The sequence below is a fragment of the Rhodanobacter hydrolyticus genome (genome assembly GCF_044904645.1).
Map to the genome: position 1 here is coordinate 307,860 of NZ_JADIKK010000008.1, position 13,182 is coordinate 321,041.

Below are 13,182 nucleotides of genomic sequence, written 5' to 3' on the forward strand. Positions count from 1 at the left end.
CCGCCGCGATCACAGGGCTGGATCGATCGCTCCCTCGCCATCCAACACAGCGCTCCGGTTGTTTCTGGCCATCTGCGAAATTCGATGGCGCGAGCGCCGCAAGCGCAGTTGTTTGAATAGGAAATTAGCTTGAACATGCGCCTGGCGGTTGCAACATTCCTCGTGCTGCCGGCGTGTTCGGCAGGTGCAGCAGCCGATGACGTAGATTATCTGATGCCGCAGTTGATCGGTGCGCAGTACACCTTCATCGATCAGCGCCAAAACAGCCTGCACTCGCCCTATCAAGGGCCATTGAGCCTGCGTCCACAGGCCAACCAGGCACGCTCTCATACCTTTGGCCTTTACTTCGGTCTGCCGATCACACCTCATTGGGCGGCCTATCTGGACGTGGAAATGTTTCGCGGCGGCGGCGTCAGCCACAGCACTGGTTTGGCCGGGCTCACGAACGGCGACGTTGTTCGCGGCGGTGGCGGATCGCTGGGACGCGATGCTTATGTGGCACGGGTGTTCCTTACCTACGACGTTCCGCTAGGCGGCAAAACCATCCCCCTCAAACGAAAAATGGACCAACTGCCGGGTGAGCAAGCGGACCATCGCCTGAGCTTCAAGGCAGGTCTGTTCGCCGTGAACGACGATTTCGACCAGAGCCGCTACGCAGACTCCACACGTACCCAGTTCCTCAACTGGGCGCTATTCAACAATGCGGCGTGGGACTTTGCCGCAGATACGCGCGGCTATACCGTAGGCGGTGTCGTAACCTATGCAGCCGGACCGTGGACGTGGCGCTACGGGCTGTATCAGATGCCCTATCGCGCCAACGGGCAACGACTCGACGCCATTTCGCGCGCACGTGAAATGGACGCGCAGGCGACCTGGCAATCGAACCCGGATGGACCGGCGGTCTGGCTGCTGCTCTATCGCAACACCGCACGCATGGGCGTCTACCAGGTTGCCTTGGCGCGTGCGCTGCAAGCCGGAACCGTGCCCGACATACGCCAGGATGACCACGGTGGCCGGCACAAGTACGGCGTTGCGCTGGGTGCTGATCTGCCCCTAGCAGATCATGGCGATACCGGGCTTTTCGGCCGCCTTGGCTGGAACGACGGCAAGACCGAATCGTTTGCCTTTACCGAAGCGGATCGCAGCGTGAGTATCGGTGGACAGCTCGCCGGAGTGCGCTGGCACCGTCCGGATGATCGCATTGCCCTAGCGCTGGCGGTCAACGGATTGTCACCCGATCATCGTGCCTACCTCGCTGCAGGCGGCACGGGTTTCAACTTGGGCGACGGGCAATTGAACTATCGCACCGAACAGATCCTGGAGACCTATTACGATCTCGCTATCGCCGGCCATGCGTGGGTGACGACCGATCTGCAGCTAATACACAACCCTGGCTACAACCATGACCGGGGGCCGGCGCGCTTCGTTGGTGTTCGCGTGCACCTGGAATACTGATGCTCGTTGCTCCGACCTCACTTGAAGATGCTGGTGGATTCTGATCAATGTCCCGGAAAATCACCCCAAGACAGTTGCCAGCGAAATACGCGGCTGAACTCATCACACTGGGGCATTCGGCAGCAGGCCGCCCCAAAAACGGATTGAGACCTGTGGATGAAGTACGCATGCAAACATGAACGATATCGACTTGCAGCAAGCTGATTTCGCGAAGCAGCGACGCGCTGGCATAGTTACCATTGCCATAGCGATGCCGATTGCCCTGTTGTTGTGGTTAGTTATCGCGTACTTAATGCTACCTTTGACTGGCATGGATGGCATTGGCGAACGGATGCTCTTCACCCTGAAATGCTTTTGCCTTGTGGCTTTGTTCTGCCTAGTGACGGGAGTTGAAGCCGTAGCTCATGAACGGCTGAACTCGCCTGCATTCGATCCGCTGGCAGGATTCGAGACACGACGACTGCGAGTCAACCTATGCTATCTCCAGAACACTCTGGAATAGATCGTCGTGTTTGCTGCGGCCCTGTTCGGGCTGGCGACCTACTCGCCAGATGGAGCTGCCATGCGAGCTGTCCTGGCGACCGCCGTGGTATGGGCGCTGGCACGTTTTGCATTTTGGATCGGCTATCACCGTAGCGCCGCTATGCGTGGCTTGGGCGCACCCGGCATGGCACTCAGCATGATCGTTCTGATCTACGTCGCGAGTCGGATAGGTTTCGACGTAGGCGGCACTTTGGGGCTGCAGTTCCCATCTTGGCGTTCGTGTTGATCGAGGCGGTCTTGTTTCGGACGACGCGTCGTCTGCGAACCATCGATTCCACCTGATCGCACCTTATCGCCTTGGGGCACCTCGGATTGCAGCTCGCATTATTCGGACTCTGCCGAGCCTGCCCATCAATGTCCGTATGGCGGTTTCAAGGATATGCATTCGGACACATCAAAGGGTTGTTCACTTCAGTTTCGCGCGGGCGATGCGTGCACCTGAGGATGCTGAGTATGCCTGCCTTGGTGCTCTCCGTCAGGTGCCCGCGCCTTTCGGAATCCGATTCTCATGGTCGCAAAAGCAGCTGCATTGACAGGCAAGTCGCTCGAAACCGATGAGGGGCGAAAGTCATTTTTTGGCCGCTTAAGTGCTGGCCTGATTACCGGGGCGGCGGACGACGATCCCAGCGGTATCGCGACCTACTCGCAGGTGGGCGCCGCCTTCGGTTACAGCACACTTTGGGCAATCCTCTTGACCATGCCGCTGATGGTGGCCATCCAGGGGGTAAGCGCCGGCATCGGGCGAGTGACAGGACACGGCTTGATGGACGGCATCCGCCGCCACCATCCTAAATCCCTGGTATACGCGCTTACTACATGCATCCTGGTCGCGAACGTGATCAACCTCGCCGCCGACATTGGTGCCATGGGCGCTGCGCTGAAGCTGCTAGTGGGTGGACCGGCACTCGTCTACGCCGCTGTGTTCGGTTTGGGATCGCTGCTCCTGCAAATGTTCATTCCGTTCTCACGTTACTCGCCTTTCCTGAAAGTGCTGACGCTGAGCTTGTTCGCCTACGTCGCCACAGTGCTTGTGATCCACGTGCCGTGGGGAGAGGTACTCAAAAGCATCGTGCGACCAGCGATCACCTGGAACGCCAAATACGCGGTTGGTTTGGTGGCATTGCTTGGTACCACCATCAGTCCCTATCTGTTCTGCTGGCAAGCCTCGCAGGAGGTTGAGGAGATCCGCACTAGCAATGAGCGCGAACCTTTGAATAGAGCCCCGCATCAAGCTCCAGACGCATTGAGGCGCATCGGAGTCGACACCAGCACCGGGATGATTTTTTCCAACCTGATCGCTTTCTTCATCATCCTGACCGCGGCCGTTGTACTCCACGCGCACGGCAAAACCGATATCCAGACCTCATCCGATGCCGCGCAGGCATTGCGCCCCCTGGCAGGAAAATTGGCGTTTGCCTTGTTTGCGGCCGGCATCATCGGCACCGGCCTCTTGGCCGTGCCGGTACTCGCCGGCGCCACAGCGTACGCTGCCTCCGGGGCCTTTGCGCAACGCTCAGGGCTGCAGCACAAGCCGCAGCATGCGAAGTTCTTCTACGGGGTTCTGATCGTCGCCACCGTGATCGGATTTGGGCTGAATCTGACGCCGCTCGATCCGATCAAAGCGTTGTATTGGAGCGCGGTGATCAACGGTGTAGCCGCGGTTCCACTCATGGTCGTGATGATGTGGATGAGTTCCCGGCGCAAGGTAATGGGCGAATTCACGATTCCATGGGCCATGAAGATTTTGGGCTGGTTGGCCACCCTCGCCATGGCTACCGCTACCATCGTTATGTTCGCGACCTGGGGAAAGTGAATGAAGTTCAGTCACGTGCTCTGGACGGTTCGTTCACGTCAACTAAGCGACACATCGCTGATTCTTCCTGTCCATAATTTTCTTCGACCGGATGCGTCATGACCTCCACGAATATCCACGACATCGCAGTCTTGAATGGGCTTGTTCAAACCACGATCGACAGTGTTGACGTCTATGCTGAGGCAGCCCGAAAGGTAAATGACGCTTATCTGAGCGGCAGCTTTTCACGATGGTCGGAAGATCGCAGTCAGGTCGTCGGTGCACTGAAAGCCCATGTCAGCACCTTGGGCGGCGATGCCGAACTTGGAGGCACCACCCTTGGCTCCGCACATCGCTTGTTCGCCAAGCTTCATGAGGCGCTGGTCTCGGGTGACACCCCGATCGTTGACGAAGTCGAGTGCGGGGAAGACCGCATCAAACACAGATTCGAAGAAGCGCTGAGGGATACCGCACTCTCCGTGCCGACCCGGCGAGTCATTGAACGTGCCTACGTATCTGTCCTCGCCGGTCATGAGCAAGCCAGTGCCTTGAAGCGTTCGAGGCGTGGCTAGATCGTGGCCCGAACGCCCCTTCCCTCTCAAAGGAGACCGTCATGAACGAAGACTCCGCTTTCCCATCGAGTCGGAAGGAGCGCGGCGGGATCGGCTATGTGCTGCTGTGGTTGCTGGGGGTACCACTTCCGATATTGGTTCTCATCGCTCTGTTGCGAGGCTGCGCCTGACGCAAGGCGTGGGCTGCATGGCTTATCGACGCAGTGACGGGGAAAGATGATGAATTCGAACATCGCAAGCACCGAACCAGTGGCAGTGGTGGAGCATCCGCGTATGAGCTGGGGCGCCGTGATCGCTGGGTGGGCGATTGCAGTCGGAATGGCATCGCTGTTGTACATCGTCGGTCTGGCCGTCGGGCTTTCAGTGTTCGATCCGGAACGCGCCGCGAACAGCGCCAGGGGGATGGGAATAGGAACGGCTATCTGGATGATCCTTACCTGGGTCGTCTCGCTTTTTCTTGGCAGCATGTTTGCAAGTTGGTTCGACGGCAAGAACGACACGACGATGGGCACGATGCACGGAGTAACGGTGTGGGGTCTCGCCGTTGTGATGAGTGGCCTCTTGCTCTCGGCAGGAATCGGGCACGCCATGAATGCACCTGCGCTGTTCGGTGATCACATGGGATCAGGACAAGCCAACGAGGCAAATGTGCCAATCATTGGAATGCCGGGCTCGCCAGCGGCAAATGCCTCCGCGGACATTCAAGCCCAGTTGGAGTTGGGAGCTCGATCGGCTGACGGCGCCGCCAATGCCACCCCTCGATACGCCATGGCAATACGTACCGAGCCGGGAGCCATCGCCATGGCCACTGACGCAATAATGTCGTCGCAGCCGCAAACGGCGAAAGACATCCTCGTGGCTTATACCGCCATGACACCGCAACAGATCGATGTCACGGTCGCCAATGCGACAGCACGGGCGCAACGGTATCAAACTGAAGCGAAAGCGCTTGCTACACGGACCGCCAAATGCACGAGCGCTGCGCTTTGGGTCGTCTTTCTCAGTACATTCCTGGGCCTGCTTGCGTCAGCCCTGGGTGGCTGTTTGGGAGCAGCGCGGGTTCACCGCGTGTACCACCTTCGAACATACCGTCCCATGACCTCGACCGAGTTGAATTGATCGAATCTATATGCAGGCACGCCCGCATCGGTAGGCGTGCATCCCGTTCTGGCGTACCGACAATGAGGTGCTCCCATGGCTCTCTCCACCATCCTGATCATCGTGCTCATCCTGCTACTGCTCGGCGCACTACCTGCGTGGCCGTATAGCCGCACATGGGGCTATCGTCCCATGGGTGGGTTGGGTCTCCTGCTAATCATCTTGATCGTGCTATTGGCACTGAGGGTGATCTGATGGCCTCGATCTATGATCAGGCTAGCGCGAATACGGTGCGTCCGATCTGACCAAATGATATGGCTGTACGCGTTGCCTAACCACGATAACACGGGCTAACCACCGGCTCTGGCATCTGCCTGGTCAGTATCGACGAGCGGATCGTTTCGGACGGCTCACGAATAGTCTCGTTGCTTGCTGATTCGAACTGCCAGGGCAATCAGCAGTCCTGCAACGATCATCATCGAAACAAGCAGCGTCCAAGGCGGCCTCCCCACCAGCAGCGCGGTTCGCGCATCGAAATAACGCATCGTCAGACCGGACATGATGTGATTGAGGTTCAATGGGTACCGGCTCAGCGGAGGAAAGAGCACGGCGGCTGGATAGAGGATCATGAAGACGAACGAAACGGCCAGCGCCGCGTATTCGCTTTGGAACAACGCTGCCGACAGGAAGGCCACGGCGAAGAACACCGCGCCACTTCCGAACCACAACAGACCGAAGCAGGCCATCTGTCGCAGGGGATACGCGACGTGCGCCAGCTGCGAGCACGCGGCCAGCAGCAACACAGGTAATGCCGACAAGACTGCGACCTGGGTTAGGCCGAGTAGCGCTTGCGCCGACACCAGCCATGCGCGATTCACGGGAAGTGCCAGGGTAAATCCCGCAGTACGCTGCAGTCGCTCACGTTGCAGGCCCCCCAGCGCAAGCACCACGGCCATGATGGTGAACAAGCCGCGTGCCGTTCCCTTGTATATGAGTCGGTAGATGTAACCAATGTACGGGTCGCCGACGAACCGTTCGTCCGGGACGAACACCGCCATCAAGCTGGCGCGGCAGAACACGCCAAACACACAGATTGTCGCCAGCAACACGGCGCTGAACAGAAATCGTCCGCGGCTCTCTCGCCAAGCCTTGAACAACAGGGGCGCCATGGCGTTCATGAAAAATCCCTACGTGCCATGATGGCGCCGGCCATGCCAACGAGGCCCAGCGTCACCAGCGCGTATAGACCCAGCGCCATCCAGGGCAGTTGGGTAACGAGGGCGGCCAGCGAACCTTCTCCGTGGAAAGTCGAAAGCTGCATGCCGTGCATCGTGTCGATCAAATCAAGCGCTGGATAGCGTGCAAGCAGAGGTAAGTCAGCAAGGACCGAGTAGATCGACAACGCCGCCACTGAGGCGATTGCCGGCGAGTAGCCTCCCGGCAAGATGATCGAGAAGAAAAATGCCAGTGCGTACACGACTATGCCGCAGCCAGTCCACAACAGACTGAACTGCAAAGCGTGCGCGAAGGGATAAGCCTCACCGACAAACGGTGACAGCAGCGGAACCAGCAGTGCGGGTAGCAGTGCCAACATCGCAACCTGTGTCAATCCGATGGCTGCCCTGACGGCGGTCAGGCGCCACCGGCTTACCGGCAGCGACAGCGTGAACCCGGCCGTACCTTGTGCTCGCTCCTGCAGCACACCGCCAAGCCCCAGGACGATCACCAGCAGGATGTACAAATCCAGCGCGTTGGCCTTGTAGACCGCATTCCAGATGTATTGCGCATAGCTCAGCGGTTCGCCGGCATGGGTACGCACCTGCCGCTGTAACAACACCACGACGCCGCATAGCCACAGAAGGGCCGCGGCGCTGATGACGAAGCGGGTCCGGCTCTCTCGCCACATCTTGTACCAGAGCATCAGGAAGCTTCCCTGACGATGTCGAGAAAGACATCGCGCAGGTTCACCGACGTCACCTGCACAGTGGCATGGAGCGAGCGTGCGTGAGCCACAATACCGTCGACGTTCGAGCTGGCCAGCACCCAAGTCCGGTGGCCATCACTCCGTATCCGCTCTACGCCGGCTAGATCGAATGTCGGCACCGGACCTGGCGCGACGGATTCCACGGTGATGTTGCGGTAGTTGTTCAGCAGATCGTCGAGCAGCGCATTCAGGACCAGTTGCCCACGATCGATCATCAGCACCCGGTCGGCGATCCGCTCTACCTCGTCCAGTTGATGCGACGAAAAGAGGACGCTGGTGCCTGCATCGCGCACCACCCGCAGGGTTTGCAGTAGTTCGTCGATGGATACCGGATCAAGCCCTTCTGTTGGCTCGTCGAGGATGATGAGCTCGGGTCGGCGCGCTAACGCCAGCAGAAGTGCCAGCTTAGTACGCATGCCCTTGGAGATGGCCTTGACCTTGTGCCCAGTCGGCAACTGGTATTCCCGTAGCAGGCGCGCTTCGATCTCAGGCTGCCAATCCGCGTAGAAGGAACGGGTGAAGCGGATGAGCTCGGCGACGGTCATGTAGCCATAGAGGCCCTTGTCTTCACCCACGTAGGCGATGCGTCGACGGACTTCCAGGCTCTGCGCAGCATCGGCGATGTCGTAGCCCAGCACTCGACCTGTGCCAGCGCTGGGGCGGACCATGCCGAGCAGCATCTTGATCGTGGTGCTCTTGCCGGCGCCGTTGCGTCCGAGGAAGGCTGTGATGTGCTGAGGCTCCACCTGCAGGCTCAGATTGCGCACTGCCTCGACGCCACCGTAATGCTTGGTGAGGCCCCGAGTTTCAACGACTAGTTCGTGGGTCATGCGCGATGGACGCCCCGAGGTTGATTGCCCATGCGTCCCTTACCGCGCGACTTGAATGAGGCGGGCAGCCGGATTTCTGGCACCCATGAAACACGGTCAGCAAAATGCGCTCGCGCTGATAGGGTTTTTGGATCGCGTATACGCCAACCAACGCGATAGCCAACACCGCACTTGCCCGAGCTAGCGCCTTGAAGATGGGGTACGTCGAAAGCGCTCTCCCGAACTCGTAGGACGAGCGCTCCTTGAGCGCAAAGAACATGCACCCAAGGGCCCAAGACAAAGCCGCTCGACGGGATCCGATGTATGCGACCTCGTTAAGTGCCGCTTCGGCCCATTCCCGACGATGCTTGGGCAGCATCCGAGTCGCGAATCGGATCAATGCAGTCGGGAGCGTGTCTGCAACGTTGCGGATGGCCATCAGAGACGCCCCGGTGACAGCTGTCGCCAAGTCTTGCCCGCAGGATTCGAATGCTCGATGGCGAAGCCCACTCCTTCGGCGTTGAGGCGATACAGCTTTCTCTGCGGACGTCCCTGATGCGGGGATGGCTCCCACTTCGAATCGAGTAGGCCTCTGTCGCTCAGGCGCATGAGGATGGGATAGAGCGTCCCTGACGGAAGACCCGTCTGTTCGGATAGATCGTAGCCATGGCGCCATTGCCCCCGTTGTGACAGCAAGGCATCCAGGAGTTGCCGGGTTTGGATTGAAGGCGTTCGCGTCTGAGGCATGATGTAACTCTACATATGTAGCCAAAGAGAGGCAAGCCTTGCCTTGGCGCAGGAATGCCCAGGCCGTACGCACCCTCGCAATAACACCAGCTGCGTCCCCTGCATGATCAAGCGAGCCAAGCAATCTCTGCAGGTGGAAGGCGCGTGGCATCGTGAAAGCTGTCGTTCAATTGGCCGGTAGGACGCCCGCCCTACCCTCGATAACCACCCCTAATCGTTCCTCTCTGGCACCAAGGCCTCACCATAGGCTTTTCAATAGCCGGATAGAGCATTCGATGGCTGTCCGGAACAGTGACGAAAGACGGCGCTTCTCAACAGTCTGCTAAAAGGGATAGTCCCGATGCCCGCGCTGCACAGATACCCAATGTTCGGTGGTGAACTCTTCGATCAGTCCCATTGCGCCGAAACGCCCCAGGCCCGAGTTCTTTTCCCCACCGAACGGCATATTGGCCAGATCGACGGCGGGGGCGTCGTTGATATGGGTCATGCCTGCGTCGATGTGCTGCGCTAGGCGTTCGGCGCGCGCGAGCTCTTGCGTAACGATGGCGCTGGACAATCCGTATTCCGTATCGTTGGCGACAGCGACGGCCTCGTCTTCGTCGCGCACTTTGATGATCGGCGCGATGGGGCCGAAGATTTCATCGCGGCCCAGACTGTCCGATAGCGAGACATTGAGAAAGACATGCGGCGGCAGCACCAAGCCTTCCGCGGGGCCGCCAACGCGCATGATGGAACCATCGCTGCGCGCTTGAACGATCATCTGCAACAAGCGGCTTAGTTGGCGTTGATTGATGATCGGACCCACCGCCGTATCGGGCAGGTTCGGATTGCCGAATTTCAGCACCCTGACGCGTTCGACGAAGGCATCGACGAAACGGTCGTAGATCGCTTGATGCACGATCAGGCGATTGGCACTGACGCACAACTCGCCTTGATGAAGAAAACGCCCGAAGACAGCAATGTCGACGGCGCGCTCGAGCTCGGCGTCATCGAGCACAATCAGCGGATTGTTGCCGCCTAGTTCCAGTTGCACTTTCTTGAGCGTAGGGCCAGTAACAGCGAGACTGGCGATGCGCCGTCCAACGGGGCTCGAGCCGGTAAAGGAAATCACTTTCGAGAGCGGATGAAGTACCAGCGGATCGCCGATCAGCTGATTGCTGCCGGTAATCACGCTGAGGACGCCCGGCGGCAGCCCGGCTTCTTCAAAAATCTTTGCCAGCAGCAATCCGCCCGACACCACGGTTTCCGTGGCAGGTTTCAGCACCACCGCGTTACCCAGCGCGAGCGCCGGTGCAAGCACACGCGAACTCAAATGCATGGGCCAGTTCCATGGGCTGATGACGGTGACGACACCCACGGGCTTGCGATAGATGCGATGTTCCTTGCCAGATATGTCGCCGGGAATGATGCGGCCCCAGACATGCGTGGGCAGCGTGGCGGCTTCCATGATGATGGCGCGTACGGCTGTCCATTCGGCTTCGGCTTTGAGGCGTACGCTGCCCGATTCGCGAATAAGCCACGACACGACTTCTTCGTGCCGTGCGTCCAGAATGGCGGCTGCACGATGCAACAGCGCGCTGCGTTCGCTCGGCGAGGTGTGCGCCCACGCCTGTTGTGCACGCGCGGCCGATTTGAACGCCTCATCTACATCCTCGACGCTGGCTTGCGGCACTTCGACAAGCGTTTCACCGGTGTAAGGATCGAGGTCCTTGTAGACAGAACCGGCCGTACCTGCACGCCACACCCCGCCGATGAACAGATTCCCGAATTCGTAGGCGACCGTGCCCGTACTTTCTCGCTGATTCATGGTGAATACCCAGTCGATGGAAGACCCCCGGCGATGCACGTTGCGTCGACTCATATGGGTCGTCTATCGAATCTAGGCCGCTGTGGCAGCGGACGACTAGCAAAATCCAGCGATTTTTTGCTTCGATCGAGAACGCACCGGCGCCTACCTCTTTGGGGTAGGTACTCGATGGATGGGTGGAACTACCATCAATGCGTCGCTCCCGTTTTCATAACCCTCTGCACGCATGGCGCTCTGCCATTCAAGCTGAAGGAATCCGACGATGAAGAAGAAGACCTGGTTCGTCACTGGCGTTGGCCGAGGTTTTGGCCGTGCGCTTTGCGAAGAACTGCTCAAGCGTGGACACACGGTGGTCGGCACCGTTCGGCACGGCGCATCCGACATCGTGCACCCACAGTTTGTCGAGTTGCATGCGGATGTGTCGGATGAGCGGCAAACGCATGAGGTAGTCGCTCAAGCCGTCGCGAAGGTCAGCTCCATCGACGTGGTGGTGAACAATGCCGGTTTCGGCATGGTCGGCGCAGTGGAAGAGGTGTCCACCGTCGAAGCGCGCAAAGTATTCGAAACGAATTTCTTCGGCACATGGAACGTGATTCGTGCCGCGCTACCGCACCTTCGCGCGAACGGAAGCGGACACATCGTCAACTTTTCCTCCATCGGTGGCATTACTGGATCGATGGGGAACGGCTTGTACAACTCATCGAAGTTCGCGGTGGAAGGTTTATCGGAAGCGCTCGAGGTTGAAGTGAAACCGCTGGGCATCGGCGTGACGATTGTCGAGCCCGGTTACTTCCGCACGGATTTCCTTTCCTCATCGTCGATCCAGCAGGCAGGTACGGTGATCGACGCATATGCCAAGACCGCCGGCCTCACTCGTAGCGCCGTCGCGACGCGCAGCGGCACGCAGCCAGGAAGCCCCGAAAAGGCCGTGGCGGTGATCATCGACGCCGTGGAATCCGAAACGCCGCCGCTGCGCCTGCCATTGGGTCCAGACGCGTTTGCGCGTATCGACGGCAAGATCCATCGCCTGGAGAGGGAGATGGCGCAGTGGCGCACGGTGGCATCCGATACACAGTTCGATACATGAACCGAATAGTCATGTCCGCGCAAGCGATCATTCCCCCAACGATGAGGATCACCGGCCATGTCGGCAACATCTGATCATAAAATTTCCCGACCCCGCGGGTTGTCCGGCCTCTCCTCCGAGGCCGTCCGTGACATAAGCGCAGCCCTCGAAGGAGTGCTCGCCGACGTATTTGCCATCTACCTCAAGACCAAGAACTTTCACTGGCACTTGGCAGGTCCGCATTTTCACGACTATCACCTGATGCTGGACGACCAGAGCGATCAGCTGTTCGCCATGACCGACCCGATCGCCGAACGCGCGCGCAAACTCGGCGGAACGACACTTCGTTCAATTGGCCATATCGCTCGCATGCAACGCGTACCCGATAACGATGCGCCTTTCGTAACGGCAGACGACATGCTCGCCGAGCTGGCCCAGGACAATTCGCACCTTGCTGCCGTCTTGCGTGAAGTGCACGGGGTCTGCGACGTACATGGCGACGTCGCCACGGCCAGTCTGCTGGAGAATTGGATCGACGAGACGGAGCGTCGCGTGTGGTTTCTATATGAAACCTCGCATCCACATTCTCGCGAACGCTGATCGATCCCGCTAATCCACTGTCCTACGTCATGTTTCATAACCGGGATCTATGGATGGTTGGTCTTGTGGCAGCCACGAGACACGATCTTCCACCCTGCATATGTACACCTTCCGTCGTAGCTCACGTCGGTGACGGCGCTCATCCCCCACTGCTGCAACCGAGGCCGATCAGGTTGTAGGCAGCAAATGCCCAGGTTATCCAGTCACGCACCGCAGAGGTGCCCACCATCGACAGCTTGCGCGGCCCGCCGATGGTCTTGATGTAGCCAATGCCCTGCTCGATCAGCTTGCGGATCTTCTGGCTGATGCTGCAGTCACCAGCGCGCGCCACGGCACGCGGCACGGTGCTGTGGCCACCGGTGCTGGTATTGCGCGCGATAGACGGTGCGATCCCGCGTATCCCCAACGTCGCAGCTAATGTCTTGCGTGTCATGTTCCTGGTCAGCACCCAGGGCCGATCCTTGCCTGACGCCAGCCCGGCGAGTGGCTCCAAGATATCGTCCCGTTCACCGTTGCCACTGGCATGACGGGCGTCCAGACCGATGAACTTGCAACAGCAAAGCGCAGGATGCGCTCTGGCGAGATCGACGGACGACCGCCTCCGGCGCAGCACACCGCCAGCAAACTCACCCAGTTCGCCAAAGGTTTCGTGTTGACCGATTTCCCAGAAACAGACGACACTCCCGTGATCAGCGGTTGAAGATGGCCC

General features: G+C 59.2%; 16 protein-coding genes. 10 read left to right on the forward strand and 6 right to left on the reverse strand.

All coding sequences use genetic code 11. The features are described 5' to 3' along the window. Positions 1-135: 135 nt before the first annotated feature. The 7 genes from ISP25_RS03830 (at position 136) to ISP25_RS03860 (ending at position 5,715) form a co-directional block, all read left to right on the forward strand. Positions 136-1,455: a carbohydrate porin gene (locus ISP25_RS03830; RefSeq protein ID WP_404612074.1), complete on the forward strand. Its 1,320-nt coding sequence runs from the start codon at positions 136-138 to the stop codon at positions 1,453-1,455. A gap of 175 nt (positions 1,456-1,630) precedes the next feature. Beyond that, complete coding sequence (locus ISP25_RS03835) at positions 1,631-1,957, forward strand: hypothetical protein (protein ID WP_404611788.1); 327 nt, start codon at positions 1,631-1,633, stop codon at positions 1,955-1,957. Between the two features lie 549 nt (positions 1,958-2,506). Continuing rightward, positions 2,507-3,811: an NRAMP family divalent metal transporter gene (locus ISP25_RS03840; protein WP_404611790.1), complete on the forward strand. Its 1,305-nt coding sequence runs from the start codon at positions 2,507-2,509 to the stop codon at positions 3,809-3,811. Positions 3,812-3,909: 98 nt separating this feature from the next. Continuing rightward, a complete protein-coding gene (locus ISP25_RS03845; protein ID WP_404611792.1) occupies positions 3,910-4,362 on the forward strand; it encodes a PA2169 family four-helix-bundle protein in 453 nt (150 codons plus the stop codon). 41 nt (positions 4,363-4,403) lie between these two features. Continuing rightward, positions 4,404-4,532, forward strand: coding sequence for a hypothetical protein (locus tag ISP25_RS03850; protein WP_404611794.1), 129 nt, complete (start codon positions 4,404-4,406; stop codon positions 4,530-4,532). Positions 4,533-4,581: 49 nt separating this feature from the next. Then, on the forward strand, positions 4,582-5,481 hold the full coding sequence (locus ISP25_RS03855) for a hypothetical protein (RefSeq protein ID WP_404611796.1): 900 nt from the start codon (positions 4,582-4,584) through the stop codon (positions 5,479-5,481). A gap of 75 nt (positions 5,482-5,556) precedes the next feature. Beyond that, the gene (locus tag ISP25_RS03860; RefSeq protein ID WP_192160408.1) at positions 5,557-5,715 is read left to right on the forward strand and encodes a DUF3309 family protein; all 159 of its coding nucleotides are present in this window, start codon (positions 5,557-5,559) and stop codon (positions 5,713-5,715) included. A gap of 155 nt (positions 5,716-5,870) precedes the next feature. Here ISP25_RS03860 and ISP25_RS03865 read toward each other — a convergent pair whose 3' ends face one another. The 5 genes from ISP25_RS03865 to ISP25_RS03885 all read right to left on the reverse strand — a co-directional run bounded on the left by ISP25_RS03865 (position 5,871) and on the right by ISP25_RS03885 (position 10,861). Beyond that, on the reverse strand, positions 5,871-6,638 hold the full coding sequence (locus tag ISP25_RS03865; RefSeq protein ID WP_404611798.1) for a hypothetical protein: 768 nt from the start codon (positions 6,636-6,638) through the stop codon (positions 5,871-5,873). Then, on the reverse strand, positions 6,635-7,381 hold the full coding sequence (locus ISP25_RS03870) for a hypothetical protein (protein WP_404611800.1): 747 nt from the start codon (positions 7,379-7,381) through the stop codon (positions 6,635-6,637). Before ISP25_RS03870 ends, ISP25_RS03865 begins: the two co-directional genes overlap by 4 nt. Beyond that, a complete protein-coding gene (locus ISP25_RS03875; protein WP_404611802.1) occupies positions 7,381-8,274 on the reverse strand; it encodes an ABC transporter ATP-binding protein in 894 nt (297 codons plus the stop codon). Before ISP25_RS03875 ends, ISP25_RS03870 begins: the two co-directional genes overlap by 1 nt. Before the next feature lie 417 nt (positions 8,275-8,691). Beyond that, positions 8,692-9,000, reverse strand: coding sequence for a PadR family transcriptional regulator (locus tag ISP25_RS03880; protein WP_404611804.1), 309 nt, complete (start codon positions 8,998-9,000; stop codon positions 8,692-8,694). 322 nt (positions 9,001-9,322) lie between these two features. Beyond that, positions 9,323-10,861, reverse strand: a complete 1,539-nt coding sequence (locus tag ISP25_RS03885) for an aldehyde dehydrogenase family protein (RefSeq protein WP_404611806.1) — start codon at positions 10,859-10,861, stop codon at positions 9,323-9,325. Between the two features lie 208 nt (positions 10,862-11,069). Between ISP25_RS03885 and ISP25_RS03890 the strand changes: the two genes are divergently transcribed. Further along, positions 11,070-11,894, forward strand: coding sequence for an SDR family NAD(P)-dependent oxidoreductase (locus ISP25_RS03890; RefSeq protein WP_404611808.1), 825 nt, complete (start codon positions 11,070-11,072; stop codon positions 11,892-11,894). A 57-nt stretch (positions 11,895-11,951) separates the two neighbouring features. Then, positions 11,952-12,473, forward strand: coding sequence for a Dps family protein (locus tag ISP25_RS03895; RefSeq protein ID WP_404611810.1), 522 nt, complete (start codon positions 11,952-11,954; stop codon positions 12,471-12,473). A gap of 139 nt (positions 12,474-12,612) precedes the next feature. On the opposite strand, the gene ISP25_RS03900 is transcribed toward ISP25_RS03895, so the two are convergent. Beyond that, positions 12,613-12,906 (reverse strand): hypothetical protein, encoded by a 294-nt coding sequence (locus ISP25_RS03900; protein WP_404611812.1) that lies wholly within the window; start codon positions 12,904-12,906, stop codon positions 12,613-12,615. 90 nt (positions 12,907-12,996) lie between these two features. Here ISP25_RS03900 and ISP25_RS03905 point away from each other — a divergent pair, with 90 nt between their 5' ends. Next, positions 12,997-13,173, forward strand: coding sequence for a hypothetical protein (locus ISP25_RS03905; RefSeq protein ID WP_404611814.1), 177 nt, complete (start codon positions 12,997-12,999; stop codon positions 13,171-13,173). The last annotated feature ends 9 nt before the right edge of the window (positions 13,174-13,182 follow it).

What these genes read in the sequence shown, in the direction of transcription:
- ISP25_RS03830 (WP_404612074.1), top strand. Translation starts at nt 136, where the DNA reads ATGCGCCTGGCGGTTGCAACATTCCTCGTGCTGCCGGCGTGTTCGGCA.
- ISP25_RS03835 (WP_404611788.1), top strand. Translation starts at nt 1,631, where the DNA reads ATGAACGATATCGACTTGCAGCAAGCTGATTTCGCGAAGCAGCGACGC.
- ISP25_RS03840 (WP_404611790.1), top strand. Translation starts at nt 2,507, where the DNA reads ATGGTCGCAAAAGCAGCTGCATTGACAGGCAAGTCGCTCGAAACCGAT.
- ISP25_RS03845 (WP_404611792.1), top strand. Translation starts at nt 3,910, where the DNA reads ATGACCTCCACGAATATCCACGACATCGCAGTCTTGAATGGGCTTGTT.
- ISP25_RS03850 (WP_404611794.1), top strand. Translation starts at nt 4,404, where the DNA reads ATGAACGAAGACTCCGCTTTCCCATCGAGTCGGAAGGAGCGCGGCGGG.
- ISP25_RS03855 (WP_404611796.1), top strand. Translation starts at nt 4,582, where the DNA reads ATGAATTCGAACATCGCAAGCACCGAACCAGTGGCAGTGGTGGAGCAT.
- ISP25_RS03860 (WP_192160408.1), top strand. Translation starts at nt 5,557, where the DNA reads ATGGCTCTCTCCACCATCCTGATCATCGTGCTCATCCTGCTACTGCTC.
- ISP25_RS03865 (WP_404611798.1), bottom strand. Translation starts at nt 6,638, where the DNA reads ATGAACGCCATGGCGCCCCTGTTGTTCAAGGCTTGGCGAGAGAGCCGC.
- ISP25_RS03870 (WP_404611800.1), bottom strand. Translation starts at nt 7,381, where the DNA reads ATGCTCTGGTACAAGATGTGGCGAGAGAGCCGGACCCGCTTCGTCATC.
- ISP25_RS03875 (WP_404611802.1), bottom strand. Translation starts at nt 8,274, where the DNA reads ATGACCCACGAACTAGTCGTTGAAACTCGGGGCCTCACCAAGCATTAC.
- ISP25_RS03880 (WP_404611804.1), bottom strand. Translation starts at nt 9,000, where the DNA reads ATGCCTCAGACGCGAACGCCTTCAATCCAAACCCGGCAACTCCTGGAT.
- ISP25_RS03885 (WP_404611806.1), bottom strand. Translation starts at nt 10,861, where the DNA reads ATGAGTCGACGCAACGTGCATCGCCGGGGGTCTTCCATCGACTGGGTA.
- ISP25_RS03890 (WP_404611808.1), top strand. Translation starts at nt 11,070, where the DNA reads ATGAAGAAGAAGACCTGGTTCGTCACTGGCGTTGGCCGAGGTTTTGGC.
- ISP25_RS03895 (WP_404611810.1), top strand. Translation starts at nt 11,952, where the DNA reads ATGTCGGCAACATCTGATCATAAAATTTCCCGACCCCGCGGGTTGTCC.
- ISP25_RS03900 (WP_404611812.1), bottom strand. Translation starts at nt 12,906, where the DNA reads ATGACACGCAAGACATTAGCTGCGACGTTGGGGATACGCGGGATCGCA.
- ISP25_RS03905 (WP_404611814.1), top strand. Translation starts at nt 12,997, where the DNA reads ATGACGGGCGTCCAGACCGATGAACTTGCAACAGCAAAGCGCAGGATG.